Annotated in this window: 22 protein-coding genes, 1 tRNA gene and 1 pseudogene; 15 read left to right on the top strand and 9 right to left on the bottom strand. The window is 21.8% G+C overall.

Annotated elements, in window-relative coordinates:
- The first annotated feature begins 60 nt into the window (after window positions 1-60).
- The 7 genes from hflK (at window position 61) to rplI (ending at window position 6,159) form a co-directional block, all read left to right on the top strand.
- Complete coding sequence (gene hflK, locus AAGD61_RS03130) at window positions 61-1,239, top strand: FtsH protease activity modulator HflK (RefSeq protein ID WP_341764979.1); 1,179 nt, start codon at window positions 61-63, stop codon at window positions 1,237-1,239.
- A 3-nt stretch (window positions 1,240-1,242) separates the two neighbouring features.
- Window positions 1,243-2,235 carry a protease modulator HflC gene (gene hflC, locus AAGD61_RS03135; RefSeq protein WP_341764980.1) on the top strand — a complete coding sequence of 331 codons (993 nt, stop codon included), beginning with the start codon at window positions 1,243-1,245 and terminating at the stop codon, window positions 2,233-2,235.
- A 153-nt stretch (window positions 2,236-2,388) separates the two neighbouring features.
- Entirely contained in the window at window positions 2,389-3,696 is a 1,308-nt protein-coding gene (locus AAGD61_RS03140; protein WP_341764981.1) for an adenylosuccinate synthase, read from the top strand.
- Between the two features lie 275 nt (window positions 3,697-3,971).
- The gene (rlmB, locus tag AAGD61_RS03145) at window positions 3,972-4,721 is read left to right on the top strand and encodes a 23S rRNA (guanosine(2251)-2'-O)-methyltransferase RlmB (RefSeq protein ID WP_341764982.1); all 750 of its coding nucleotides are present in this window, start codon (window positions 3,972-3,974) and stop codon (window positions 4,719-4,721) included.
- Between the two features lie 127 nt (window positions 4,722-4,848).
- Window positions 4,849-5,229 carry a 30S ribosomal protein S6 gene (gene rpsF, locus AAGD61_RS03150; RefSeq protein ID WP_341764983.1) on the top strand — a complete coding sequence of 127 codons (381 nt, stop codon included), beginning with the start codon at window positions 4,849-4,851 and terminating at the stop codon, window positions 5,227-5,229.
- A gap of 233 nt (window positions 5,230-5,462) precedes the next feature.
- Window positions 5,463-5,690, top strand: a complete 228-nt coding sequence (gene rpsR / locus AAGD61_RS03155) for a 30S ribosomal protein S18 (protein WP_341764984.1) — start codon at window positions 5,463-5,465, stop codon at window positions 5,688-5,690.
- Between the two features lie 19 nt (window positions 5,691-5,709).
- The gene (gene rplI / locus AAGD61_RS03160) at window positions 5,710-6,159 is read left to right on the top strand and encodes a 50S ribosomal protein L9 (protein WP_341764985.1); all 450 of its coding nucleotides are present in this window, start codon (window positions 5,710-5,712) and stop codon (window positions 6,157-6,159) included.
- Window positions 6,160-6,292: 133 nt separating this feature from the next.
- Here the strand turns inward: rplI and AAGD61_RS03165 are convergent, their stop codons facing one another.
- The 3 genes from AAGD61_RS03165 to rplM all read right to left on the bottom strand — a co-directional run bounded on the left by AAGD61_RS03165 (window position 6,293) and on the right by rplM (window position 8,060).
- Complete coding sequence (locus AAGD61_RS03165) at window positions 6,293-6,856, bottom strand: LysM-like peptidoglycan-binding domain-containing protein (protein ID WP_341764986.1); 564 nt, start codon at window positions 6,854-6,856, stop codon at window positions 6,293-6,295.
- Between the two features lie 368 nt (window positions 6,857-7,224).
- Window positions 7,225-7,617 carry a 30S ribosomal protein S9 gene (gene rpsI / locus AAGD61_RS03170; RefSeq protein ID WP_341764987.1) on the bottom strand — a complete coding sequence of 131 codons (393 nt, stop codon included), beginning with the start codon at window positions 7,615-7,617 and terminating at the stop codon, window positions 7,225-7,227.
- A gap of 14 nt (window positions 7,618-7,631) precedes the next feature.
- Window positions 7,632-8,060, bottom strand: a complete 429-nt coding sequence (gene rplM, locus AAGD61_RS03175; protein ID WP_341764988.1) for a 50S ribosomal protein L13 — start codon at window positions 8,058-8,060, stop codon at window positions 7,632-7,634.
- A 443-nt stretch (window positions 8,061-8,503) separates the two neighbouring features.
- Between rplM and AAGD61_RS03180 the strand changes: the two genes are divergently transcribed.
- Together AAGD61_RS03180 and AAGD61_RS03185 are read left to right on the top strand one after the other, a co-directional pair.
- Entirely contained in the window at window positions 8,504-8,857 is a 354-nt protein-coding gene (locus AAGD61_RS03180; protein ID WP_341764989.1) for a ZapG family protein, read from the top strand.
- A gap of 109 nt (window positions 8,858-8,966) precedes the next feature.
- Window positions 8,967-10,352: a Do family serine endopeptidase gene (locus AAGD61_RS03185; protein WP_341764990.1), complete on the top strand. Its 1,386-nt coding sequence runs from the start codon at window positions 8,967-8,969 to the stop codon at window positions 10,350-10,352.
- A gap of 109 nt (window positions 10,353-10,461) precedes the next feature.
- Here AAGD61_RS03185 and murA read toward each other — a convergent pair whose 3' ends face one another.
- The 3 genes from murA to AAGD61_RS03200 form a co-directional block, all read right to left on the bottom strand.
- Window positions 10,462-11,724, bottom strand: a complete 1,263-nt coding sequence (murA, locus tag AAGD61_RS03190; protein ID WP_341764991.1) for a UDP-N-acetylglucosamine 1-carboxyvinyltransferase — start codon at window positions 11,722-11,724, stop codon at window positions 10,462-10,464.
- Window positions 11,725-11,745: 21 nt separating this feature from the next.
- The gene (locus AAGD61_RS03195; RefSeq protein WP_341764992.1) at window positions 11,746-11,994 is read right to left on the bottom strand and encodes a BolA family protein; all 249 of its coding nucleotides are present in this window, start codon (window positions 11,992-11,994) and stop codon (window positions 11,746-11,748) included.
- 855 nt (window positions 11,995-12,849) lie between these two features.
- Window positions 12,850-12,933: transfer RNA gene (locus AAGD61_RS03200), tRNA-Leu, on the bottom strand.
- A gap of 200 nt (window positions 12,934-13,133) precedes the next feature.
- Between AAGD61_RS03200 and ampH the strand changes: the two genes are divergently transcribed.
- Complete coding sequence (ampH, locus tag AAGD61_RS03205) at window positions 13,134-14,330, top strand: D-alanyl-D-alanine-carboxypeptidase/endopeptidase AmpH (protein WP_341764993.1); 1,197 nt, start codon at window positions 13,134-13,136, stop codon at window positions 14,328-14,330.
- Between the two features lie 34 nt (window positions 14,331-14,364).
- Here ampH and lptG read toward each other — a convergent pair whose 3' ends face one another.
- Both lptG and lptF read right to left on the bottom strand, forming a co-directional pair.
- A complete protein-coding gene (lptG, locus tag AAGD61_RS03210; RefSeq protein WP_341764994.1) occupies window positions 14,365-15,450 on the bottom strand; it encodes an LPS export ABC transporter permease LptG in 1,086 nt (361 codons plus the stop codon).
- Window positions 15,432-16,553 (bottom strand): LPS export ABC transporter permease LptF, encoded by a 1,122-nt coding sequence (gene lptF, locus AAGD61_RS03215; protein ID WP_341764995.1) that lies wholly within the window; start codon window positions 16,551-16,553, stop codon window positions 15,432-15,434. Before lptF ends, lptG begins: the two co-directional genes overlap by 19 nt.
- A gap of 803 nt (window positions 16,554-17,356) precedes the next feature.
- Here lptF and AAGD61_RS03220 point away from each other — a divergent pair.
- The 4 genes from AAGD61_RS03220 (at window position 17,357) to fabB (ending at window position 24,193) form a co-directional block, all read left to right on the top strand.
- Window positions 17,357-20,272: a valine--tRNA ligase gene (locus tag AAGD61_RS03220; protein WP_341764996.1), complete on the top strand. Its 2,916-nt coding sequence runs from the start codon at window positions 17,357-17,359 to the stop codon at window positions 20,270-20,272.
- Between the two features lie 144 nt (window positions 20,273-20,416).
- The gene (gene prmB / locus AAGD61_RS03225; RefSeq protein WP_341764997.1) at window positions 20,417-21,352 is read left to right on the top strand and encodes a 50S ribosomal protein L3 N(5)-glutamine methyltransferase; all 936 of its coding nucleotides are present in this window, start codon (window positions 20,417-20,419) and stop codon (window positions 21,350-21,352) included.
- A 69-nt stretch (window positions 21,353-21,421) separates the two neighbouring features.
- Entirely contained in the window at window positions 21,422-22,498 is a 1,077-nt protein-coding gene (aroC, locus tag AAGD61_RS03230; protein ID WP_341764998.1) for a chorismate synthase, read from the top strand.
- Between the two features lie 477 nt (window positions 22,499-22,975).
- Window positions 22,976-24,193, top strand: a complete 1,218-nt coding sequence (gene fabB, locus AAGD61_RS03235; protein WP_341764999.1) for a beta-ketoacyl-ACP synthase I — start codon at window positions 22,976-22,978, stop codon at window positions 24,191-24,193.
- 106 nt (window positions 24,194-24,299) lie between these two features.
- Here fabB and AAGD61_RS03240 read toward each other — a convergent pair.
- Window positions 24,300-25,442, bottom strand: a pseudogene (locus tag AAGD61_RS03240) (IscS subfamily cysteine desulfurase); the annotation flags it as partial.
- Between the two features lie 173 nt (window positions 25,443-25,615).
- On the opposite strand from AAGD61_RS03240, the gene AAGD61_RS03245 reads away from it, so the two are divergent.
- A complete protein-coding gene (locus tag AAGD61_RS03245) occupies window positions 25,616-26,401 on the top strand; it encodes an inositol monophosphatase family protein (RefSeq protein ID WP_341765000.1) in 786 nt (261 codons plus the stop codon).
- Window positions 26,402-26,412 lie beyond the last annotated feature (11 nt).

Here is a 26,412-nt window from a genome sequence, read left to right on the forward strand (position 1 = left end):
TTTATATATTTATATATAATATATATAATTACTAATAATAATAAAAAAATGGAGTTTAATATGGTATGGTATAAGTCAATATTCAACAAACAAAATATTATTTTTTTTAAAAAAAATAATATTATAAAAAACAACTTATACAAAAATATAAAAAAAAGGGTAACTTATAATTTATTTTTTTTTCTACATAAAATAATCATCAAATTTAATAAAAATTATAAAATTAACAATATTAAACAACAATTAAATAACAATAAACGATTAGGTTTTTTAATTTTTATAATTATTACTTCGATATGGATAATATCTGGTTTTTATACAATAAAAGAAAGTGATCGTGGTATAGTGTTACGTTTTGGAAAATATAATGGCATTGTAAGTTCTGGTTTAAATTGGAAACCAACATTTATTGATAAAATAATACCTATTAATGTAGAAACTGTACGAGAACAAGCTACAAACGGTATTATGCTAACATCTGATGAAAATGTAATCAAAGTAGAAATGAATGTTCAATATCGTATCACAGATCCTGAAAAATATCTATTTAATGTCATTAATCCAGACAATAGTTTACGTCAAGCCTTAGATAGTACAGTACGTGGAGTAATAGGTCAATCTGCTATGGAACAAGTACTTACAACAAATCGTTCATTTATTCGTGATATAACACAAAAAGAACTTGAAACTGCAATATCACCATATAAAATGGGGATTACTATATTAGATGTAAATTTTCAAGCTGCAAGGCCGCCTGAAGATGTTAAAGCAGCGTTTGATGATGTAATAGCAGCAAGAGAAGAAGAACAAAAAACTATACGTGAAGCGTATGCTTATAGAAATGAAGTTTTACCATTAGCAAAAGGTAATGCACAAAAAATTGTTAAAGAAGCAGAAGCCTATAAAGCAAGTATAATTTTAAAATCTGAAGGAGAAGTTGCAAGTTTTATTAAAATATTACCTGAATATCATTTAGCTCCAGAAATAACAAAAGAACGTCTTTATATAGATACAATGGAACATATATTATCTAATACAAATAAAATAATTATAAACGATAAAAATAATAATTTACTACTGTTACCTATCAAAGAACTTATGAATAATAATAAATCTAAAATTTTACATGAATTTACAAATTCAAAAAAATCATCAATAAAAAACAATAAAACATTATACAATTCATCATCACAAATAAATAATACTATTCGTAATAATTCAATTAGAAATGGGAGATAAATAATGCGTAATTCATTTATTTTTATAATTATTGCAAATTTATTTCTTATGTACACATCTATTTTTATTATACCACAAACTGAACGTGGAATTATATTACGTTTTGGAAAAGTATTACGTAATTACGAAAATAAACCAATAATTTACAAACCAGGTTTACATTTTAAAATACCAATTATAGAAACAGTAAAAATGTTAGATGCACGAATCCAAACATTAGAAATTCAAGCAGATCGATATTTAACAAGTGAAAATAAAGATCTAATGGTTGATTCATATCTAAAATGGCGAATCAATGACTTCAGTCGTTATTATGTTGCTACTGGTGGCGGAAAATCTTATCAAGCAGAAACCCTATTAAAACGAAAATTTAGTGATCGCTTACGATCTGAATTTGGACGTTTAAGTGTAAATGATATAATAACGGATTCACGAGGTCGTTTAACTGTTGATATTCGCGATTCATTAAATAAAGGTACATCAACTAATGAATTAAATAAAAAATATAATTCTAATACAACAACAAAAACAAAAAAAATTTTTAATATAAAACATTTTATAATTAATGCAAATAGCATGACTGCATTAGGAATTGAAGTTGTTGATGTACGAATAAAAAAAATTGAACTTCCTAATGAAATTTTTGAAGCAATATACGCTCGTATGAGAGCAGAACGCGAAGCAGTAGCTCGTCAACATCGTTCAAGAGGACAAGAAGAAGCAACAAAAATTCGTGCAACTGCAGATAAAACAGTTACTGAAATTTTATCTGAAGCAGAACGTACATCTTTAATTTTAAAAGGTGAAGGAGATGCTACAGCAGCAAAAATATTCGCTAATGCATTTAATCAAGATCCAGGATTTTATACTTTTATTCGTAGTTTACGTGCTTATAAAGAGAGTTTTAAAACAAATGGGGATATAATAATTATGTCACCACACGATGATTTTTTTAATTTTATGAAAGCTCCAACTAAACTTCATAAAAAAAATTAATTCTTTATTATTTTATAATAAACAATTATTATATTTAACAAAAAAATAATATTATATTATTATAAATAATATAATATATTTAAAAAATAATTATAAATTTTAAAAAATATTATTTTTTAAAATTTATTTTTTTACAATAGAGTATATTTAAAAATGATTAAAAATGTTGTTATAATAGGAGCTCAATGGGGTGATGAAGGAAAAGGAAAAATCATTGACTTACTAGCAAAAAAAGCAAAATATGTTGTACGTTATCAAGGTGGTAATAATGCTGGACACACAATTATTGTTGATGGTAAAAAAACAATTCTTCATTTAATTCCATCTGGTATTCTTCATAAAAATACATATAATATTATTGGTAATGGTGTAGTTGTTTCACCTAATGCTTTAATTAAAGAAATAACAGAATTAAAAAAATCTAATATTAATGTTAAAAATCATTTATTTTTATCTGGTGCTTGTTCATTAGTATTACCTTATCATATTGCTTTAGATAATGCACGTGAAAAATCTCTTGGGATAAATGCTATAGGAACAACTAAACGAGGTATAGGACCTGCTTATGAAGACAAAGTAGCACGCCGTGGATTACGAATAATAGATTTACTTGATAAAAAATTTTTTGCTGAAAAATTAAAAAATAATGTCGAATATTATAATTTTCAATTAGTAAACTTTTATAAAAATTCTCCAGTTGATTATAATATAATATATAATGATATAATGGAAGTTTCAAATATATTAATAAAAATGATAACTGATGTTCCATTTTTACTTTATAACGCATATAAAAAAAATAAATTTGTAATTTTTGAAGGTGCCCAAGGTACTTTTTTAGATATCGACCATGGTACATATCCATATGTAACATCTTCGAATACTATTGCTGGAACAGTTTCAGCTGGTTCAGGCCTTGGATTTCTTTATATAAATTATGTTTTAGGTGTAATAAAAGCTTATACAACACGTGTTGGTAGTGGCCCTTTTCCAACAGAACTATTCGATAAAACAGGAGAATTTTTATGTCAAAAAGGAAATGAATTTGGCACAACAACTGGTCGTAAACGACGAATAGGCTGGTTAGATATTGTATCTATTAATCGAGCAATACAAATTAATTCAATATCTAGTTTTTGTATAACAAAATTAGATGTATTAGATGATTTAGATGAAATCAAAATCTGCATAGCTTATCGTAATAATGATGGAAAAATATTACAAACAACACCATTAATGATTAATGATTGGAAAAAATTAAAACCAATTTATAAAACAATACCAGGTTGAAAAAAAAATACTTCTGGGATAAAAAAAATAGATGAAATGCCAAAAGCTGCATTAAACTATATTAAATGTATTGAAGATTTAACAGGTGTTTCAATAGATATTATTTCTACTGGTCCAAGTCGTTCAGAAGCAATATTTTTACATAACACATTCGATATAAAAAATAATTAATTTTTTAAAAAAATAAAATATTTTTAATTTTTTATTATTTTAAATAACTTTAAATAAAATTTATTTATATTTAAAAAATTTATTTATTTTAATTTTTTTAAATATTTTTCATTAATAATTTTAAATATACTATTTTTAATAAAAATTAAAAATCAAAAAAATAAACATCAAATAAAAAAACTAAAAAAAATGTGTTTTTTTATAAAAAAATAAAATAACTATAAAAATTATATATCATCAATTTTAATATTTTATTCAAAAAAACTAAAATAAATATGACTGAACTAATTTATGGTTTTCATGCAATTAATGCAATACTTGAAAAATCACCAAAACGTATTAAAGAATTTTATTATTCAAATGAAAAAAAAAATTATAAAGTTATATCTATTTTAAAAAAAATAAAAACATTAAACATAACAGTAATAAAAACTAACCGTAAATGGATAAATGAACAAATAAAAAAAACAAGTAATCAAGGATGTTTTGTTAAAGTAACAAAAAATAAAGAACAAAAAGAAAGTGATTTAATTAAAATAATTAAAAACACAAAAACACCATTTTTATTAGCACTTGATTGTATCACAGATCCTTATAATTTAGGAGCATGTCTACGTAGTGCTAATGCAGCAGGAATTAATGCAGTTATTATACCAAAAGATAAATCAGCTAAATTAAATTCAACAGTAAAAAAAGTAGCTTGTGGAGCAGTAGAAAACACACCAATATTTCGTGTAACAAATCTAGTTAGAACTTTATGTTTACTAAAAAATAATAATATACGAATTATTGGTACTACTGTAGAAAAAACTAAAAATACTATTTATCAATGTAAACTAACAGATTCAATAATTTTAGTTATGGGATCTGAAAATAAAGGCCTACGACATTTAACAAAAAAACATTGCAATGAATTAATTAATATACCAACAATTGGATCTATTTCTTCATTAAATGTTTCCGTTGCTACTGGAATATGCTTATTTGAAGCAATTAGACAACGGTTATTCATAAAAAACAAATAAAATTTTTATTGAATTTTTATAAAAAAAGTATAATATAAAAAAAATAAGATTATCAAAATTTTAATATTATTTTTAATAGTTTTATATTAAAAATATAAAAACTAATAATCAATAAGGATAATTGTTAATGCGTCACTATGAAATTATTTTAATAATTCATCCTGATCAAAGTGATCAGGTAGAATCCATGATTAACCGTTATAAAACAACTATAATAAATACAAACGGGTATATTCATCGACAAGAAAATTGGGGTAGACGACAACTAGCATACCCAATTAACAAATTACATAAAGCTCATTATATACTTCTTAATATTGAAGTTAATCAAAAAACAATTAATGAATTAGAAAAAAATTTCCGATTTAATGATGCAATCATTCGTAATATTATTATACGAGTTAAATCTGCTATAACAAATCCTTCTTTAATACTTAAATCTAAAGATGAACGTCGTAATACTAATACTATTAATGATTTTCAAAATGAAGAAAAAATAAAATATTAATTAATTATTTTATTTTTTATATGTTTTATAAAATACTATTTTTAATAAATAAACATATAAAATATATTATTTAAAATATTTTTTATTCTAAATTTTTTTTAATTAAATTACAAAAAAATAAAAATATATTTTTTATGTTTTAATAATTTATTAATTACATAAATAATATAATAAAATATATTTTTATTAATTTTAAAAAAATAACTTTACTAAAAATATTTTGGAGAAAAAATATGGCACGTTATTTCAGACGTAGAAAATTTTGTAAATTTAAAGCAGAAGGTATTCAAGAAATTGATTATAAAGATATTTTAACTTTAAAAAGCTTTATTACTGAAAGTGGTAAAATTGTACCAAGTCGTATTACAGGAACATCTTCTAAATATCAACGACAATTATCTAATTCTATTAAATTAGCTAGATATTTATCTTTATTACCATACACTGATTATCATAAATAAAATTTTTAGGAGATATTAAATGCAAGTTATTTTACTTGATAAAGTAACTAATCTTGGAAATCTAGGTGATGTTGTTAACGTTAAATCTGGTTATGCACGTAACTATTTAATTCCTTATAAAAAAGCTGTTCTTGCAACTAAAAAAAATATAAATTTTTTTGAATCACAACAAAATAAATTAAAAACTGAATTAACTAATATTTTAACATTAGCAAAAAACCGAGCTTCAATTTTAAATCAAATAGGTTCTATTAAAATATATGCAAAAGCTGGTAATGAAGGAAAGCTATTTGGTTCTATAGGTATAAGAGATATTGTAAAATCAATTACAGACATTGGGGTTGAAATTAAAAAAAATGAAATAAAATTACCAAATGGCATTTTGCGTACTATTGGTAATCATGAGATAGGTTTACAATTACATAATGACGTATTTATAAAATTTATAGTTATTATTATTGCTGAATAACAAAACAATAGTGTAATAGATTTATTAAAATATTTTTATTACACTAAATAATTTTTTTTAAAAAACTATATTTTTCTAAAAAAATCAATAAATATTAAAAAATATTTTAAAATTTAATTTACTATAAACAAAATTACGGAGTTCTGTAATAACTATTATTTTTTTTAAAAAAACTATATTTTTTTCCAGTTAAATCAATTGTTTCTAATAATTGAACTTCTCCTTTTTTATTAACTTTTAAACGTATTTTTTGACCTTCATATAAATTACTTAATATTTTTTTTTCTTTTTCAATTTTTGCCATATTAAAAGCATTATCAACTTTTAAACTATTATCACGAAATAATTTAGCAAGAGTATTTCCTTTTTGTACATTAAAATACTTCCAATCATTATTTTTAATATTTTCTTTTAAAAATATTAATTCTTGTAATTTATTATTCTTTTGGTTTTCTTTATTTTTATTATTCAAATTTATATTAATTGATAAAATATCATTAAATTTTGTATCAAAATTTCTTAATTTAATAAATTTTCTATTATAATTATCTATTGTTAAAGATTTTATAATTATTAACTGTAACTTATCTTGAAATTTAATAATATAATTAATACATTTTGGCCAAAACAATAATAAGATAACAATAAAAAACAAAAATATTATAGAATAAAGATGAAATTTTGAAAGTTTTAACACAATTATCCTTAAATTTTAATTTAAAATATTTTATCAAAAACTTTTATGTATTAAAAAACAAAAAAAAAACAAAAAAATTAACTTTTTAAATACACAAAAATATAATATTACGTAATTATATTTTACATATAACAAAATATTTTTAAATTTAAAAAATAAAAATTATTATATTAATTTTAATAAACATTAATAATAACTATAAAATTTAAAATAAAATAAATAATTTTCATATAAAATAATTTTAAATTATATATAAAAATTAAAAAAACATATTTTTAAAAAAACTTTTAAAAATTAATATAAAAATCTTTTGCAAAAAATGTCTACTTCGACAAGTTTTGCAAAATAAATTTTATACAAAATAAAAATTAACGTTTAGAAAATTGCGGACGTTTACGAGCTTTTCTTAATCCAACTTTTTTTCTTTCAACGGAACGAGCATCACGAGTAACAAAACCTACTTTACGTAAACATGTTCGAAAAGAAGAATTATATTTAAGTAATGCACGAGTAATACCATGACGAATCGCACCAACTTGACCAGATACACCACCACCTTTTACAGTAATATATAAATCAAATTTTTCTAACATATCAACTAATTTTAAAGGCTGACGAATTACCATTCTAACTATTTCATAGCTAAAATATTGTTCTAATGTACAACGATTTATTATAATATTTCCTATACCTTTTTTTATAAAAACACGAGCAGAAGAACATTTACGTCTTCCAGTTCCATAATATTGATTTTCAATCATTCTTTTTATCCGAATTAAATGTCAATAAATTTAGGTTGTTGTGCAACATGTTTATGTTTATCATCTGAATAAACTTTTAATTTACGATACATAGAACGACCAAGAGGTCCTTTAGGTAACATTCCTTTAACAGCAATCTCAATTACTTTTTTAGGATTACAATCAATCATTTCTTTAAAAGATCTTTTTTTTATACCTCCTATATAACCTGTGTGACGATAATATATTTTATTTTTATATTTATTTCCAGTAACACATATTTTTTTTGCATTTAAAACAATAACATAATCTCCTATATCCATATTAGAAGTATACTCTTCTTTATGTTTACCTTTTAAAATATGAGCTAATTTTGTAGCTAATCTACCTAAAGTTTTACCTGTTGAATCTACAATATACCATTCTCTTTTTATTTTTTCTTGTTTAGCTATAAAAGTTTTCATTAATATATCCAACATTAATAACACATTAATAATTAAATCTATTTTTTTTTATTATAATAATTATTTAACAATATAAAATAATTAACTTAATAAAATTTTATAATATATATTATCATTTATAAAAAAATTATATTTAAATTGATTTTAAATATTTTTTGTAAAATATATAATTAAATTTAAAATTTGATAATTTTTATTAAATATTTATTAAAAAAATATTTAATAAAAATTATCAAATTTATTTTATTTTAAATAAATAAAATATATAAAAATTCAATAAGATGTTTTAAAATAAATATGCGCATATTTATATCAATAAATAAATTCTTAAGTATAATAATAAAATATAATATCGTTTTTTTTAAAAAAATTCTAGCATTTTTATAATTTTAATAGTTTACATTTAAATTTTAAAAAAATTAATATTTACAAAAGGAAATATTATGATAGTTATATATGTATCATTAGGATTAGTTATCGGTTTTATTATTGGATTTTTAATTTTTTATGTTATTCAAAAATTTCATCAACAAAAAAATATAAAAAATAAATTGAATAAAAAAAATATAAAAATTGAAGAATATCATAAAAAAAATATAGAAAATTTTAATAATATAACAAAATTATTAGATAATATAACATATAATTATTGTGAACTTTATCAATATATAATAAATATTTATTCTGATTCTATTCCGGAATTCACTATAAAAAATAAATATTTTTTTCAATTTTTAAAACAATTTAAAAAAAATAACGAAGAATTATTATATAAAACTCAACCAAAAGATTATTAATATATATATATAAAAATTATTTAAAATTAATATTTTTTATATTTCATAAATAAACCAATAAAATTATTTGTTAAATATAAATATTTTATTTTAAGAGAATATACAAATTATGAATAAAAAAATTTTTATTCTTATTACTATTATTATTAGTATTATTATAACGACATTATTGATTACAACTACACATAGCAAAACATTACCAACAACATTGTCTATATCTCAAGAAAATACAAAAATACCAAGTTTAGCACCTATGCTAGAAAAAGTTTTACCAGCCGTTGTAAATATTTATGTTTCTGGAACTCATACACAAAATCAACAAATCCCAGAAGAATTTAAATTCTTTTTTGGACCAAATATTCAACAACAAAACACAAAACCATTTGAAGGATTAGGATCAGGAGTTATTATAAATGCAATACAAGGTTATATATTAACAAATAATCATGTTATAGATGGAGCTGATAAAATCCAAATTCAATTAAATGACGGACGTGAAATAGATGTAAAACTAATTGGAAAAGACCAACAAACTGATATTGCATTATTAAAAATTTTAAATGATAAAGATATTAAAAATCTTATTTCAATTAATATGAGTGATTCAGATAAATTACGTATTGGAGATTTTGCAGTAGCCATTGGAAATCCATTTGGTTTAGGTCAAACAGCAACATCAGGAATTATTTCTGCTCTTAGTCGAAGTGGATTAAATGTTGAAGGTTTAGAAAATTTTATACAAACTGATGCATCTATTAATCGTGGAAATTCAGGAGGAGCACTAGTAAATCTAAATGGAGAATTAATCGGAATTAATACAGCAATTTTAACTCCTGGTGGTGGTAATATTGGAATTGGATTTGCAATACCTAGTAATATGGCAAAAAATCTTAGCGAACAATTAATTAAATATGGTGAAGTAAAAAGAGGAGTATTAGGAATTAAAGGAACAGAAATGAATTCTGATATTGCTAAAGCATTTAATATTGAAACACAACAAGGTGCTTTTGTAAGTGAAGTTATTCCAAAATCTTCGGCTGCTAAAGCAGGTATAAAATCAGGTGATATACTTATTTCAATTGATGAAAAACCAATAAATAAATTTTCAGAATTAAGAGCAAAAATTGGAACTACTCAAATTGGAAAACAAATTTCTATAGGATTAATACGTTCAGGTAAATTTAAAAAAGTAAAAGTAATTATAGAAAGTGATGAAAAAACAATTAAAACAGAAAAAAACAATGAATATTTATTTGGAGCAACAATTTCTAATGCAATAATTAATAATACAAAAGGTGTTAAAATAGATAGCATATCTATTAATTCACAAGCAGCTTCAATTGGTTTAATAAAAAATGATTTAATTTTTAGTGTAAATGAAACACGTGTCGAAAATATAGAGCAATTCCGTAAAATTTTAAATGAAAAACCACCTATACTAGTAATGAAAGTATTACGCGAAAATGAAATCTTATATTTATTAATGAAAAATTAACTTTTTTAACTATTTGTATACTAAACATAATTAATTTATTTTTTATATTTAGTATACAATTTTTTTAGATATTATTAATTATTAATTGATAATATCTAAAAAAATTAAATTATTCATTATAATGTATACGTTGAATATCTGCTCCTAAACTACGTAATTTATCTTCAATATGTTCATAACCACGATCAATATGATAAATTCGATCAATTATTGTTGTTCCTTCAGCTATACAACCTGCAATAACTAAACTTATAGATGCACGCAAATCTGTTGCCATAACTTGCGCACCAGTAAGTTTTTCTACTCCATAACAAATAATACTATTACGATCAATTTTAACTTTTGCCCCCATACGAACAAGTTCTGGAATATGCATAAAACGATTTTCAAAAATTGTTTCTGTAATTTTACTAGAACCTTCTCCAATTATATTTAATAAACTAAATTGTGCTTGCATATCTGTCGGAAAACCTGGATACGGTGCAGTATGAAAAGTTACTGCTTTTGGTCTTTTACCTTGCATATCAAGAGATATCCAATCATAACCAATTTCTATTTTAGCTCCAGATTCGCTTAATTTCATTAAAACTTTATGTAAAATATTAGGTCTAGTTTTACGACAAATTATTTTACCTTTTGAAACAGCAGCAGCAATTAAAAATGTACCAGTTTCAATACGATCTGGTAAGACGCGATACACGCCACCCTTTAAACGTTCAACACCTTTTATTACGATACAACTTGTACCTGCACCAAAAATTTTTGCACCAATAGAATTTAAAAAATTTGCAGTATCTTCTATTTCAGGTTCACGAGCTGCATTTTTAATTGTAGTAACACCTTTAGCTAAAGTTGCAGCAGTCATAACACTTACTGTTGCACCAACGCTAATTTTATCCATTAAAATAAATGCTCCTTTTAATCTACCATTAACTGTTGCTTTTATATAACCATCTTTTAATATTATATTTGCACCAAGTTTTTCTAAAGCAGAAATATGTAGATCTACTGGACGAGCTCCAATAGCGCAACCGCCTGGCAAAGAAACTTCACCATGACCTAATCTAGCAACCAATGGGGCAAGTGCCCAAATTGAAGCTCGCATTGTTTTTACTAACTCATAAGATGTACAATGTTGTTTTATATTATTAGATGTAACATATACTGAACCGTTTCGTTTAATTTTTGTTCCTAATTTATTAAGAAGTTTTATAGTTGTATCAATATCCATTAAATCAGGAACATTTTGAATTTCTACAGATTCCTCTGTTAAAAGAGTAGCAAACAAAATTGGTAAAACGGCATTTTTTGATGCAGATATAATAATTTCACCATTTAAGCAAGTTGATCCTTTAACTAAAAACTTATCCATCTAATTCTTTTCTCATTTAAATTATTTAAATTTATGGTTATTATTCCATTCTTCAATTGTGTAAGTTTTAATTGATACAGAATGAATAATATTATTTTTAATATAATCTATTAAAGGAAAATAAATTATTTGTTGTCTTTTTACATTATTCATATTTTTAAATATATCACTTATAGCAATAATTTTAAAATGATTAAAATCACAAGTAACAATTACATCATTTAATGATATTTTTTTCATTAAAATTTGTTTAATTTCATCTGGTTTCATATTAACTCAATTATTTTCTTAAAATAAAATTATCATAATCTTAATATTATTAATTTAATATTTTTTTATAAAACTAAAATATTTCAAATAATAAATATATATAATATTTATTATTTGATATTAAAAATATATTTTTATAAAAAATTACTATTTTTAATATTTTAAAATATTTTTTATTATAAAAAAAATATATATATTATTATAATTAAAAGTAACAATATATAACATACTTAATATTTGATAAAATATTGATTTTTTTTTAAAATAAATCAATATTTTATCAAATAAAATCAATTAATAATAATTATCATAAATTTTATTTTATTAAAAATAAACACATTTATTTTTTTATAAAATATTTTATATATTTTTATATAAAAATAATACAAATTATATATATATATTTTTAAATAAAATTTAATAAAAAAATATAAATATATATTTAAAAACATTAATTTTTATTAATAAAATATTTTATATTTTTGACATATTTTTTTTAATTATTAAATATCAATATAATAAAAATATAATTTTAAAAAATTAATTTTATATATTATAAATTCAATTATTATTTAAAAAATATTAATTAAACTTTTTAAAATACTACTAATAAAATAATTTTATATAAAAATATACAATTAAATTTTAAATTTTATAAAATATAAATATTTTAAAATTTATAATTTTATATACTAAATATTTTTTTAACAATAAAATATAAACAAAATGATTGTATCAATATATAAAATTATTCTTTTATATATAAATATATATAATTATATTATCATAAAATATTCAAATAAATTTTATATAATAAAATTTATTTGAATATTTAGTTAATATTAAAATCAATAATACCGAAGATCGGATTCGAACCGACATTCCTTTAAAGGAGATTAATTTTGAGTTAATTGCGTCTACCTATTTCGCCACTTCGGTATATTATATATAAAATACTACAAATAACTATATTATATTTATATATATTAATTTTTTCAATATTTATTTTACTATCAAAATTAAAAAATATTTTTATAATTATCATTTGATTTTTTTATTAAAAAATATTTTTTATAGAAAATAAAAATAATAAATATGAAAATATTTTTTTTATCTAATAAAAAAGACTAATTTTAAATATGAAGATATTTTTTTTAAAAACAATATTTATACTAATTTTATCGATTATATTAACATTTTGTTCCACTTCTATAGAAAAACAATCAAAATTTTTACAAAATAATACAAATTTATATTGGTTTTCTTTAAATACAAACAAAAAAAAAATAAATGAAAATATCGATTATTATGCAAACCGCATTTTTAATGAATGCAACGCTCGTGGTATGATTATGATTGTTATTAATAAAAATCATATAATAGATCGATATTATGGAGAAACATCACCAGGTAATTATCAAAAACCCAATCAAAATTCATTAATTCGAATCGCATCAATTAGCAAATTAATGACTAGTGAAATACTAATTAAACTTGAACAAGATAAAAAATTATCAATTACTGATACACTTCAACAACATAATTATAACAATGTTAAAATACCATGTATTTATAATACACCAATACGATTATATCATTTAGCTAGTCATACAAGCGGATTACCACGAGAACAACCAGGTGGTAAATATGGCAGACCAGTATTTACTTGGCCTACTAAAGACAATAGATGGAACTGGTTAAAAACTGTTAAATTACATTCAATACCAGGAAAAAAAGCATCATATTCTAATTTAGCTTATGATTTATTAGCTGATGCAATGGTACAAGCGTCTAAAAAACCATATTCTCAATTATTTAAAGATTATATAACATCTCCCTCAAATATGAAAGATACAACATACACACCAACAAAAGAACAATGTTCTCGTTTAATGAAAGGCACAAGATCAAGTTCATGCAATAATACATTAGCAGCAGCAGGAAGTGGTGGGGTTTATTCAACATCAACAGACATAAAAAAATGGATGAAAAATCTTTTATTAAAAGATAAAAAAATAAAAAACACTATATCAAGAAAACAAAATATTTATTTTTTAAGGAAAAATTTATTAGAAGTAAAAGGAATGGATATAGCTGGATATGCTGATGAAATTGGACTTGGATGGATTTACATGAAACCGCAAAATAAAATTCCAGGAATTTATCAAAAAACAGGTGGTGGAGGTGGATTTAATACATATATAGCTATAATTCCAGAAGAAAGTATTGGAATTTTTGTTGCTATCACTCGCAAAGATAATACAAAATTTAACAAATTAATAATTTTCGTTAATAAATTAGCCACTTTAATATCTTATAAAAATAAAAATATATAAAATATAAAAAATAATAAATTTTTAATATTAAATATTATTTAAAAATATTTTTTCTATAAAAAAATATTGCTAATAATAAAAAAAACATACTTGGTATTAAAACTGCAATAATAGGTGAAATTGAATAAAATAAACCCCATTTAGTAATTAATTGATTAAATATATAAAATAAAAAACCACATAAAATACCTAAAATAATACGTATTCCAGCTGATATAACTTTTAATTGACCAAAAATAAAAGAAATTGACATTAATATCATAACAGAAGTAGAAAATGGTATTAATATTTTTTTCCACATAGTAATTTCATACATTACTGAATTTTGTTTATTTTCCTTTAAATAAAGTATATATTTATATATACCTCTTATTGATAATGAATCAATATTTAATTTAATAATATTTAATTTTTCTGGAGTTAAAGTAGTATTCCAATCAAAAAAAACATATTTTAAATTTATAATTTTTTTTTCGTCAGTTATTATAGATTTATTAATATTGGATAATAACCATAAATTTCTATTTTCATCGTATATTCCATTTGACGCAAACAATAATGACTGTAATTGATGCTGTTTATTAAAAAAATATATTGAAATATTTTCAATTGATATAGAATTTTTTATATGTTGAATATGAACAAAATTACAACCATCTTTTATCCAAATACCTTCATCTGTAACAATAAGTGAATTTTTTGAAATTTTTTCTGCACGATATTTTCTTGCTAATTGCTCAGAAACAGGAGATATCCATTCTCCGATAAACATTATAACAATTATAAGTGGAATAGCAATTTTAAATGTTGATAATACAATTTTCAATTTTGTAAATCCAGAAGCTTGCATTACAACTAATTCACTATTTGATGCCAAAGACCCTAAACCATTTAAAGTACCAAGCATTGAAGCCATTGGTAAAAAAAAAATAATATCTTTTGGAATAGTTAACAATGTAAATACTACAGCAGTAAAAACTATATAATCACCTTCACCAACCTTTCTAAACTGTTCAACAAATTTAATGATACTAGAAATAGAAACTAATAAAAAAAGCATAGTTAAAATAGAAAATAAAACAATTCTACCAATGTATTTATCTAAAATAGAAAAAATCAAAACAAACCTCTAATAAATTTTAAACGAATACGACGAAAAGACAATGTATTCCATAAATTAAGAAAAATAGCCAATATTAAATAAAGAAAATTAATCATCCATGTAATATATATACAATTAAAATCATGTTTATTAACAAAATTTCTTAATATATTATGTAACAAAAAAAATATTAAATATAACAACATTGTTGGTAACATACTTACTAAACGTCCTTGACGTAAATTAACTTCGCATAATGGAACTGCAATTAAAGCCATAATAAAAATAGAAAAAATAACAGTTAAACGCCAATGAAATTCTGAATTCGCTTTTAATGTATTATCATTCCATAATTGAAACATACTTTTTTGTTCAATTTTATTAATATAATTTTCATTTGTTTTATATTCAACAATAGCCTTATAATTTACAAATTTAGTAATATTAAAATTACTTAAAAAAGGAATACCTTCATATCTTACACCTTTATTAAGAACAATAATTTGTTTACCATCAAAACATTCTTTTATATATCCAGAATTAGCTACAACAAATGACGAATGTTTTATATTAGTGTCACGTAACTGCACAAAAAAAATATTTTTAAATATACTATTTTTTATAGAATCAACATATAAAGCAAAATTACCATTTTTAGTAATTTTAAATTGTCCTTCGGCAATAGATAATAATAAAGGATTAACTTTTGATTTAAAGATTATCTGTTCTTGGTATTTATATGATAAAGGTAATATCCATATTATATTACAAATAGAAAAAAATGATATTATAATAGATAACATTAAAACAGCTTTAATTATAATATTTTTACCAAAACAACAAGCATACATTACTATAAATTCATTTTCATAACAAAATTTACTGCATCTTATTAATAAGCCAAGAAAAAGACTTAAAGGCAACATAAGATAAACCATTTCTGGAATAGCTGATATTAATAATGGTATAATTAAATTTAAAGGTATATCACCATGAACAACATCACCAAAAATATCTATAAATTTTTGACTGAAAAATATTAACATTAATACAAAAAAAACTGCTAATTGACTTTTTAAGTTTTCTCGTACCAAATATCTAAAAACAATATTTATATACATAATATTTTTTAAACAAAAAATAATTCTATACAAAATATATATAAAATTATTTTAACAAAAATAAACTTTTATAATAATTATTTAAAATAATTTAATCAAATTGTAATTATATTAATATATTATTATATTAATATAATTTTTTTTAAAAATTAATATTTTTAAATATATCTTACAATATTAATTATATTAATTAATATTTTATTTCTAATAAAAAAATAAATATTATAAATATAAAACATAAAAAATATAACTATAAAAATATTATTTTTGAATACAAAATATAATTATTAGTCATAACATAATTATATTTAATAATTATTTTTATCGAAAATAATATAAAATACTTATATAAAACAATATTTTTATATTTTTAAAAAATATATTTTACGTTAATATAATTTTAATCATATTATAATAATCATATCATTTTATAATTTAATTTTTAATTAAAATTATTAATATTTTTAATTAAAAAAATAGAATCTTATTTTAAAATTATATATAATAAATTACATATAATATTACTAATAAATTATATTAAAAAATATAAATTAAAAAATAAAAAACATACATATAAATCTTTAAAATAAAAATAAATAAATATATTAAAAATATTTTTAAATAAATAGTTATCAAAATATATAATGCAATCAACAAAAATATAATTTTATAAATATATAAATATTTTTTTTAAAAAAAATCATAATTACTATTAATATTATAAAATAATTAATATATAAATAACATATCAATCATAATAACATAAAATTTAATTTAACTATAAAATATTAATTTACAAAAAAATGAAAAAAAAAATAGAAGACTTATTAAATAATTTATCTAAAAACAAAACATATAATATGGAAATAGAAAAAAATATATATAATTTTTGGGAAAAAAATGGATTTTTTAAATATAATAAAAACATTAATCAAAACAATTTTTGTATAGCAATCCCACCTCCAAATATAACTGGTAGTTTACATATGGGACATGCTTTTCAACAAACTATTATGGATATAATAATTCGTTATCAACGAATGCAAGGTAAAAATACATTATGGCAAACAGGTACTGATCATGCTGGAATAGCAACACAAATAATAATTGAAAACAAAATTTTATCAGAAGAAGGTAAAATAAGAAAAGATTACAATAAAAAAGATTATATCAATAAAATTTGGAAATGAAAAAAAGAATCAAATAAAATAATTTCACAACAAATGAGACGTTTAGGTAATTCTGTTAATTGGAAACGTGAACGTTTTACAATGGATGAAAAATTTTCTAAATCAGTAAAAGAAGCTTTTATTCGTTTATATAAAGATAATTTAATCTATCGTGGGAAACGTTTAGTAAATTGGGATACTGAATTACATACAGCTATTTCAGACTTAGAAGTTAAAAATCGCAAAAAAAAAGTACATATTTGGTATATAAAATATCAATTAGCTAATGACGAAAAAACATTAGATGGGAAAAATTATTTAATCATTGCAACAACAAGACCTGAAACTATATTAGGAGATACAGCTGTTGCTGTTAATCCTGAAGATCTACGATATAAAAATTTAATTGGTAAAAAAATTATTTCGCCAATAATTAATCGTTATATTCCAATTATCGGTGATAAATATGCTGATATTCACAAAAATACAGGTTGTGTAAAAATTACACCAGCACATGATTTTAATGATTATAAAATAGGAAAACAACATCAACTAATTATGATAAATATAATGGATTTAAATGGAAATATACTTAATAAATTAGAATTTTTTGATTCTAATGGAAAACTATTAAATATTCATAATTGTGAAATTCCTAAAAAATATCATGGTATTAATAGATTTATAGCACGTAAATTAATAGTATCTGAACTCGAAAAAATAGGAGCATTAATAAAAGTAAAACTTTATGAAACTAATATACCTTATAACGAACGAAATGGTATAATAATCGAACCAATGTTAACAAATCAATGGTATATTCGTGCTAAATTTTTAGCTAAAAATGCTATTAAAGCGGTTGAAGATGGTCGTATAAATTTTATTCCTCAACAATATAAAAATATGTATTATTCTTGGATGAATAATATTCAAGATTGGTGTATTTCTCGCCAATTATGGTGGGGGCATAGAATACCTGCTTGGTATGATAAAAATGGAAATATTTATGTAAATTATAACGAAGACAAAATTCGCATTGAAAACAACTTTGATACAAATTTTGTATTAAATCAAGATAAAGACGTATTAGATACATGGTTTTCATCAGGATTATGGACATTTTCAACATTAGGCTGGCCTAAAAAAACTAATGCATTAAAAATGTTTCATCCAACTGATATATTAGTTAGTGGTTTTGATATTATTTTTTTTTGGATCGCCCGTATGATCATGTTAACGATGTATTTTATTAAAGATAAAAAAAATAAACCACAAATACCATTTAAAACAGTATATATAACTGGTCTTATTCGTGATGAAGAAGGACAAAAAATGTCAAAATCTAAAGGAAATGTTATAGATCCATTAGACATAATTAATGGTATATCTCTAGAAGATTTATTAAAAAAACGAACCACCAATATGTTACAACCACAATTATCCAAAAAAATTTTAAAAAATACAAAAAAAGAATTTCCTGAAGGAATTAAAGCTTATGGAGCTGACGCTTTACGTTTTACTTTAACAGCTTTAGCTTCAACAGGACGAGATATTATTTTTGATATGAAACGTTTATTAGGTTATCGCAATTTTTGTAATAAATTATGGAACGCAAGTCGTTTTGTTTTAATAAACACAAAAAATCAAGATTGTGGTCAAAACGGGGGAAAAATTAATTTTTCATTATCAGATTATTGGATTTTAACAAAACTTAATAATACAATTAAAAATTATAGTGAAGCACTTGACAAAAATAGATATGATATTGCTGCAAATATTATTTATGATTTTACATGGAATGATTTTTGTGATTGGTATATAACAATATCTAAAATTTTAATTAATAAAAACGATAAAGTACAAATAAGAAGTATTCGTTATACACTAATCGAAGTACTTGAAAAAATATTACGACTTGCACATCCTATTATACCTTTTATTACAGAAAATATTTGGCAAAACATCAAATCTATAAAAAATATACATGATCTTACAATTATGTTACAACCATTTCCTAAATTTGATGAATCAAAAATTAATAAAATTGCTTTTGAAAAAATAGAATGGATTAAAAAACTTATAATTGCTATACGAAATATTCGTACAGAAATAAATATTGAACCAAATAAATTACTACATATATTTTTTAAAAGTGAATCTAAAAATATAATAACATTAGTAAAAAAAAATCAAATTATTATTAAATCTATAGCATTACTAAAAGAAATAACTTTTTTATCAAAAAATGAAACTCCTCCTGTTTCAATTACAAAATTAATAAATAATGCTGAATTAAATTTTCCAATAGAAAATACAATAAATATAAAAAATGAATTACATAGACTTGATAAAATACTATTAAAACTACAAAAAGAAAAAAAAATAATAGAAATGAAATTAGCAAATGAAAAATTTATTAGTCATGCTCCTTTAAATTTAATTGAAAAAGAAAAAAATCGTTTAATTGAAAATATTAAAACTAAAACAAAAATTGAAACTCAAAAAATAACAATTCTTTCTTTTTATTTAAAAAATAAAAAAAATAATTAATTATTACATACAAATTATTTTAAAAAATAAAAAAATAAAATATTTTAATAATAAATAATAATTTTAAATAAATAAAATATCATTTAATTATTTCAAAATGATAATTAATTTATTTTTATTAATAAAAAATCGGAGATATTTTTTTTGAAAAAAAAATATATAGAAGAAGTAGAAGATCTTTATACAATAAAAGATATTTTACGTTGAACAATAAGCAATTTTAACAAAGCTAATATATATTATGGCCATGGCACAAACAATGCATTTGATGAAGCTTTGCAATTAATATTAACAAGTCTTTATTTGCCATTAAATATTCCTTCTAACTTATTAACATCCAGAATAACAAAAATAGAAAAAAAACATATAATAAATCTTATTTCTCAACGTATAAAAAAAAAAATACCAACAGCTTATCTTATTAATCGTTCATGGTTTTGTGGACATGAATTTTATATAGATAAACGAGTTTTAATTCCTAGAACACCAATAAAAGAACTAATTAATAATCGTTTTACAAATATAATATCCAACGAACCTAAATCCATTTTAGATTTATGTACTGGTAGTGGATGCATTGCAATTTCATGCGCTTATAAATTTCCTAATACAAAAATTATAGATGCAGTTGATATTTCTTCAGATGCATTAATTGTTGCAGAAAGAAATATAATTAATCATAAATTACAAAATTCAATTATTCTAATATTATCTGATTTATTTAAAAATATGCCAGAAGTGAAATATGATATGATAATTACAAACCCACCATATGTAAATAAAAAAGACATAAATATGTTACCAAAAGAATTTCTTATTGAACCAAAAATAGCTTTATTTGCTGATGATGATGGATTAAATTTAATATATCGTATTTTAGCTAATTCACCAAGATTTCTAACAAACAATGGTATATTAATATGCGAAGTCGGTAATAATATGATTAATTTAATAAAAAAATATCCTGAAATAAAATTTAACTGGTTAAAATTTAAATATGGAGGTAATGGTGTATTTAGTATAACTTATAAAGAACTTATTAAGCATAACAAAACATTTAGTTTATATATCGATTCATAAAATCATTTTTTATAAAAATAAAAAACTATAAAAAATATAAAAAAATATAACTAAAAAAAGGAATTAATTATGGCTGGAAATTCAATTGGACAACTTTTTCGCTTAACTACATTTGGAGAATCCCATGGTATTGCATTAGGTTGTATAATAGATGGTGTTCCACCTGGATTATTACTTAATGAAGTAGATTTACAAAAAGATTTAGACAGAAGAAGACCTGGGTTTTCTTTTTATACTAGTAAACGATGCGAATATGATAAAATTAAAATTCTTTCTGGAGTTTTTAATGGTGTAACTACAGGCACAAGTATTGGATTAATAATAAAAAATAACGATTATCGTTCTGAAGATTACATTAATATCAAAAATATTTTTAGACCTGGACATGCAGATTATACATATAAAAAAAAATATGGTATATATGATTATAGAGGTGGTGGAAGATCATCTGCTAGAGAAACAACAATGCGAGTGTCTGCAGGCGCAATTGCTAAAAAATATTTAAAAGAAAAATTAAATATTAAAATTTATGGTTGTATAACACAAATAGGACATATAAAATGCAAAATTAAAAATTTAACCGCAGCGGAAAAAAATCCATTTTTTTGTCCAGATCCTAATAAAATAAATAAATTACATAATTTTTTAAAAACAATAAAAAAAGAAGGTGATTCAATTGGTGCTAAAATTACAATAATAGTTAAAAATATCCCAATTGGAATTGGTGAACCAGTGTTTGATCGTTTAGATGCAGATCTTGCACATGCAATTATGAGCATAAACGCAGTAAAAGGTATCGAAATCGGTGATGGGTTTAACGCAATAAATCTAAAAGGAAGTCAAACACGTGATGAACTAACCAATAATGGATTTAAAACTAACCATGCTGGAGGAGTTTTAGGAGGAATTAGTAATGGTCAATATATTATATTAAATATTGCTATAAAAGCTACAACAAGTATTCAAAAACCTATAAAAACATTAAATTACGACGGCAATGAAACAATAATAACTACAAAAGGACGTCATGACTGCTGTGCTGGTATCCGTGCTGTACCAATTGCAGAAGCAATGACTGCTATTGTATTAATGGATCATTATTTACGTTATCGTGGGCAATGTTTTGATGTTATCAATAATACATAATCCTATTATTAATATTAAAATTAAATTAATTTTTTTAAAAAATTAATTTAATTTTACATAAATATCTTTTATTTCTATATAAAAAATAACATTTATTTATATTTTAAATATTTTAAAGTTTTAAAGTATATTTTTTTATAAAAATAAATAAATTTATTTTAAAATTTTTTTTACTATTTAATATAATAATATTTTATTTATTATTTATTAATTAATAAACATAAAATTTACTTTTTAATAAAATTAAAATATAAAAAATTATTTTTCAATAAATTTAAATTTTTAAAATATATAACATATATATATTATATTTTTTTATAATCATTAATATAATTTTAATAAAAAGTTATTTTTTTATATTTTTTATAAAATAAAACATAATATTTGATATAATTATACTTGTTCAGCTTACAAGTGTAAGCTAAAGTTATGCCTTATAATCACGCAATCATATAATTATAAAACATGAGGTAACAAATGAAGCGTGCAGTAATAACAGGCTTAGGAATTATATCTAGTCTTGGAAATAACATAAAAGAAGTTCTCCATTCTTTAAAAAATGGTCATACTGGTGTAACTTTTTCAGAAGAATTTAAAAAAGCTGGTCTACGTAGCCATGTATGGGGAAATATTAAAAATTTAGAACTAACAAAATTAATAGATCGCAAATTTTATCGTTTCATGAGCGATTGTTCTGCTTATTCATACTTATCTATGGAACAAGCAATTAAAGATTCAAAATTAACACCTGATCAAATCTCAAATTTTCGTACTGGTATTGTAGTTGGTTCAGGAGGAGGCTCACCACGTAATCAAGTCCGTGGATCTGACGGTATGAGAGCAAAAGGCTTAAGAGGTGTTGGGCCTTACATGGTAACAAAAGCTATGGCATCAGGTATTTCAGCATGTTTAGCAATTCCTTTTAAAATAAAAGGTATTAATTATTCAATAAGTTCAGCATGTGCAACTTCTGCTCATTGTATTGGTCATGCTGTTGAATTAATAAAATTAAATAAACAAGATTTAATATTTGCTGGAGGAGGCGAAGAGTTAAGTTGGGAACTGTCGTGTGAATTTGACGCAATGGGGGCGTTATCAACAAAATATAATAAAACCCCAGAAAAAGCTTCAAGAGCTTATGATCAAACAAGAGATGGTTTTGTTATATCTGGAGGAGGTGGTGTTATAGTTGTTGAAGAATTAGAACACGCTTTAAAACGAAAAGCATACATATATGCAGAAATAATAGGATATGGAGCAACATCTGACGGTATTGATATGGTTGCACCATCTGGTGAGGGAGCAATACGTTGTATGAAAATAGCAACTAAAAATATAACAAATAAAATTGATTACATTAATACTCATGGAACATCAACACAAATCGGTGATATACGAGAACTTGAAGCAATTAAACAAGTATTTAATAATGAAAATCCAGCAATTTCATCTACTAAATCTATGAGTGGCCATTCTTTAGGTGCTGCAGGTGTACATGAAATAATTTATACTTTATTAATGTTGAAACATAATTTCATTGCTCCAAGTATTAATATTCAAAATTTGGATAAAAAAGCAATTGATTTTAATATCATAAAAGAACCAATAAAAAAAACATTAAATACAGTTATGTCAAACAGTTTTGGATTTGGTGGGACTAATGCAACACTCGTAATGTGTAAATATAAAAAATAATCTATCATAATAAATTAGCGGGGACTTATCAGGTTCTCGTTTTTTATAAAAATAAATTATCTTAAAATACATATTAATATAATTCTAATTAACATAAAAATTAAAATTTAATTTTTTCAATAACATCATTAATTAATTTTATAGCATAATTGATTTCTTTTTTTTTAGTAAAACGACCTATAGAAAAACGAATTGAATTATGAGCTAATTTATTACTTATACCTAAAGATCTTAATACATATGATGATTCTAAGTTATTAGAATTACATGCAGAACCAGAAGAAACTGCTAAATCTTTTAATAAAATTAAAAGTAATTCATTTTCTACGTTCTCAAAACTTATATTTAAAATATGTGGAGCACTATGTTTAAAATCAGTATTAATAAATATTCCTTTTATATCTTTTATTCCTTTTAATAAACGTAAACGCAAATTATTCAAACGTTTATATTCTTTTAAAATTTCCTTTTTTAGGATATTGCAAGCTTCTCCAATTCCTACAATTTGATGAACTGCTAACGTACCAGAACGCATACCATATTCATGTCCGCCACCATGTTGTTGTGCACAAATATAAACAGATGGATTACGTCTAACATATAATACACCTATACCCATAGGACCATAAATTTTATGAGCAGAAAATGACATTAAATCTATTTTTAATAATTTAATATCAACAGGTATTTTACCAATGCTTTGAGTAGCATCAACATGAAAAATAATTCCATTATTACGACATATTTTACCAATTTCTTCTATATTTTGAATTATTCCAATTTCATTATTTACATGCATAATTGAAATCAAAATTGTATTTTTTTTAATTGCATTTTCAATTTTTTTTATAGGAATAATTCCATTATATTCAGTAGATAAATAAGTAATTTCAAAACCTTCATTTTCTAATTGTAGACAAGTATCTAAAACAGACTTATGCTCAATTTTATTTGTTATAATATGTATACCTTTTTTTTGATAAAATTTAGCCGCACCTTTAATTGCTAAATTATTTGATTCGGTTGCTCCAGAAGTAAAAATAATTTCAGATGAATCTGAATTAATTAATTCAGCAACTTGATTACGAGCAATATCTACAGCTTCTTCTGCTTCTCATCCAAAACGATGAGAACGAGATGATGGATTCCCAAAAATTCCATCTATTGTTAAATACTTCATCATTTTTTTAGCTACTCGTGAATCAACAGGAGTTGTAGCTGAATAATCAAAATAAATAGGTAACTTCATTTTTTTTAAAAATTTTTTTATTATTTCATTTAGTTAATATTAAACATTTTATATTATTTTTTATAATAAGTAAATTTTATTAAAAAACTAAAAATATTTTTAATAAAAATTGATAATTTTAATATATTATATATAATATATATTTTAAATATTTACTTAAATATTTTTATAAAATGCATCCATTACTTAATATAGCTTTACGTGCTATACGAAAATCCGGAGATTATATAGCAAAAAGCTATGAATTTTTTCAAACAATTACAACAAATCAAAAAAATAATAACATTTTAACAAAAATAATATATGAAGCTGAAAAAATTGCAATAAATATCATTAATAAATCATATCCATATCATACAATTATAACTAAAAAACACGATAAAATTTTAAGTAAAACAAATGAAGTCCAATGGATAATTAATGTATTAAATGGAACTAATAATTTTATAAAATGTTTTCCATATTTTTCTACATCAATAGCTATTTATTTTAAAAATAAAATAGAAAAAAAAAAATATATAAAAGTTTCTGTAGTTTATGCACCAATGCACAACGAATTATTTACTGCAGTTCGAGGACAAGGAGCACAATTAAACGGGTATCGTCTTCGTATTACAGAAAAACAAACATTAGATAAATCAATTATTGCTATAAAATTTCCTTCGAAAAACAATTCAAAATTTTTTTTAAATATATTAAATTCAATATTTGAACGTTGTAATGATTTTCGTAGCACAGGAGATAAAATTCTAGATTTATGCTATATAGCAAATAATCGTATTGATGCCTTTTATCAAATAAAATCAAATTATATCGATTTTTCTGGAAGTGAATTAATTATACTAGAAGCTGGTGGTATTATAAATCGTTTTTTTTATAAAAAAGACAATCATATTATAATTGGTAACCAACATATAATTAAAGATATTTTAACTATTATAAAAAACAAACATAATTAAATTTTTTTATA

The sequence above is a fragment of the Candidatus Providencia siddallii genome, assembly GCF_964026685.1.
GTDB classification, from domain to species: domain Bacteria; phylum Pseudomonadota; class Gammaproteobacteria; order Enterobacterales; family Enterobacteriaceae; genus Providencia_A; species Providencia_A siddallii_A.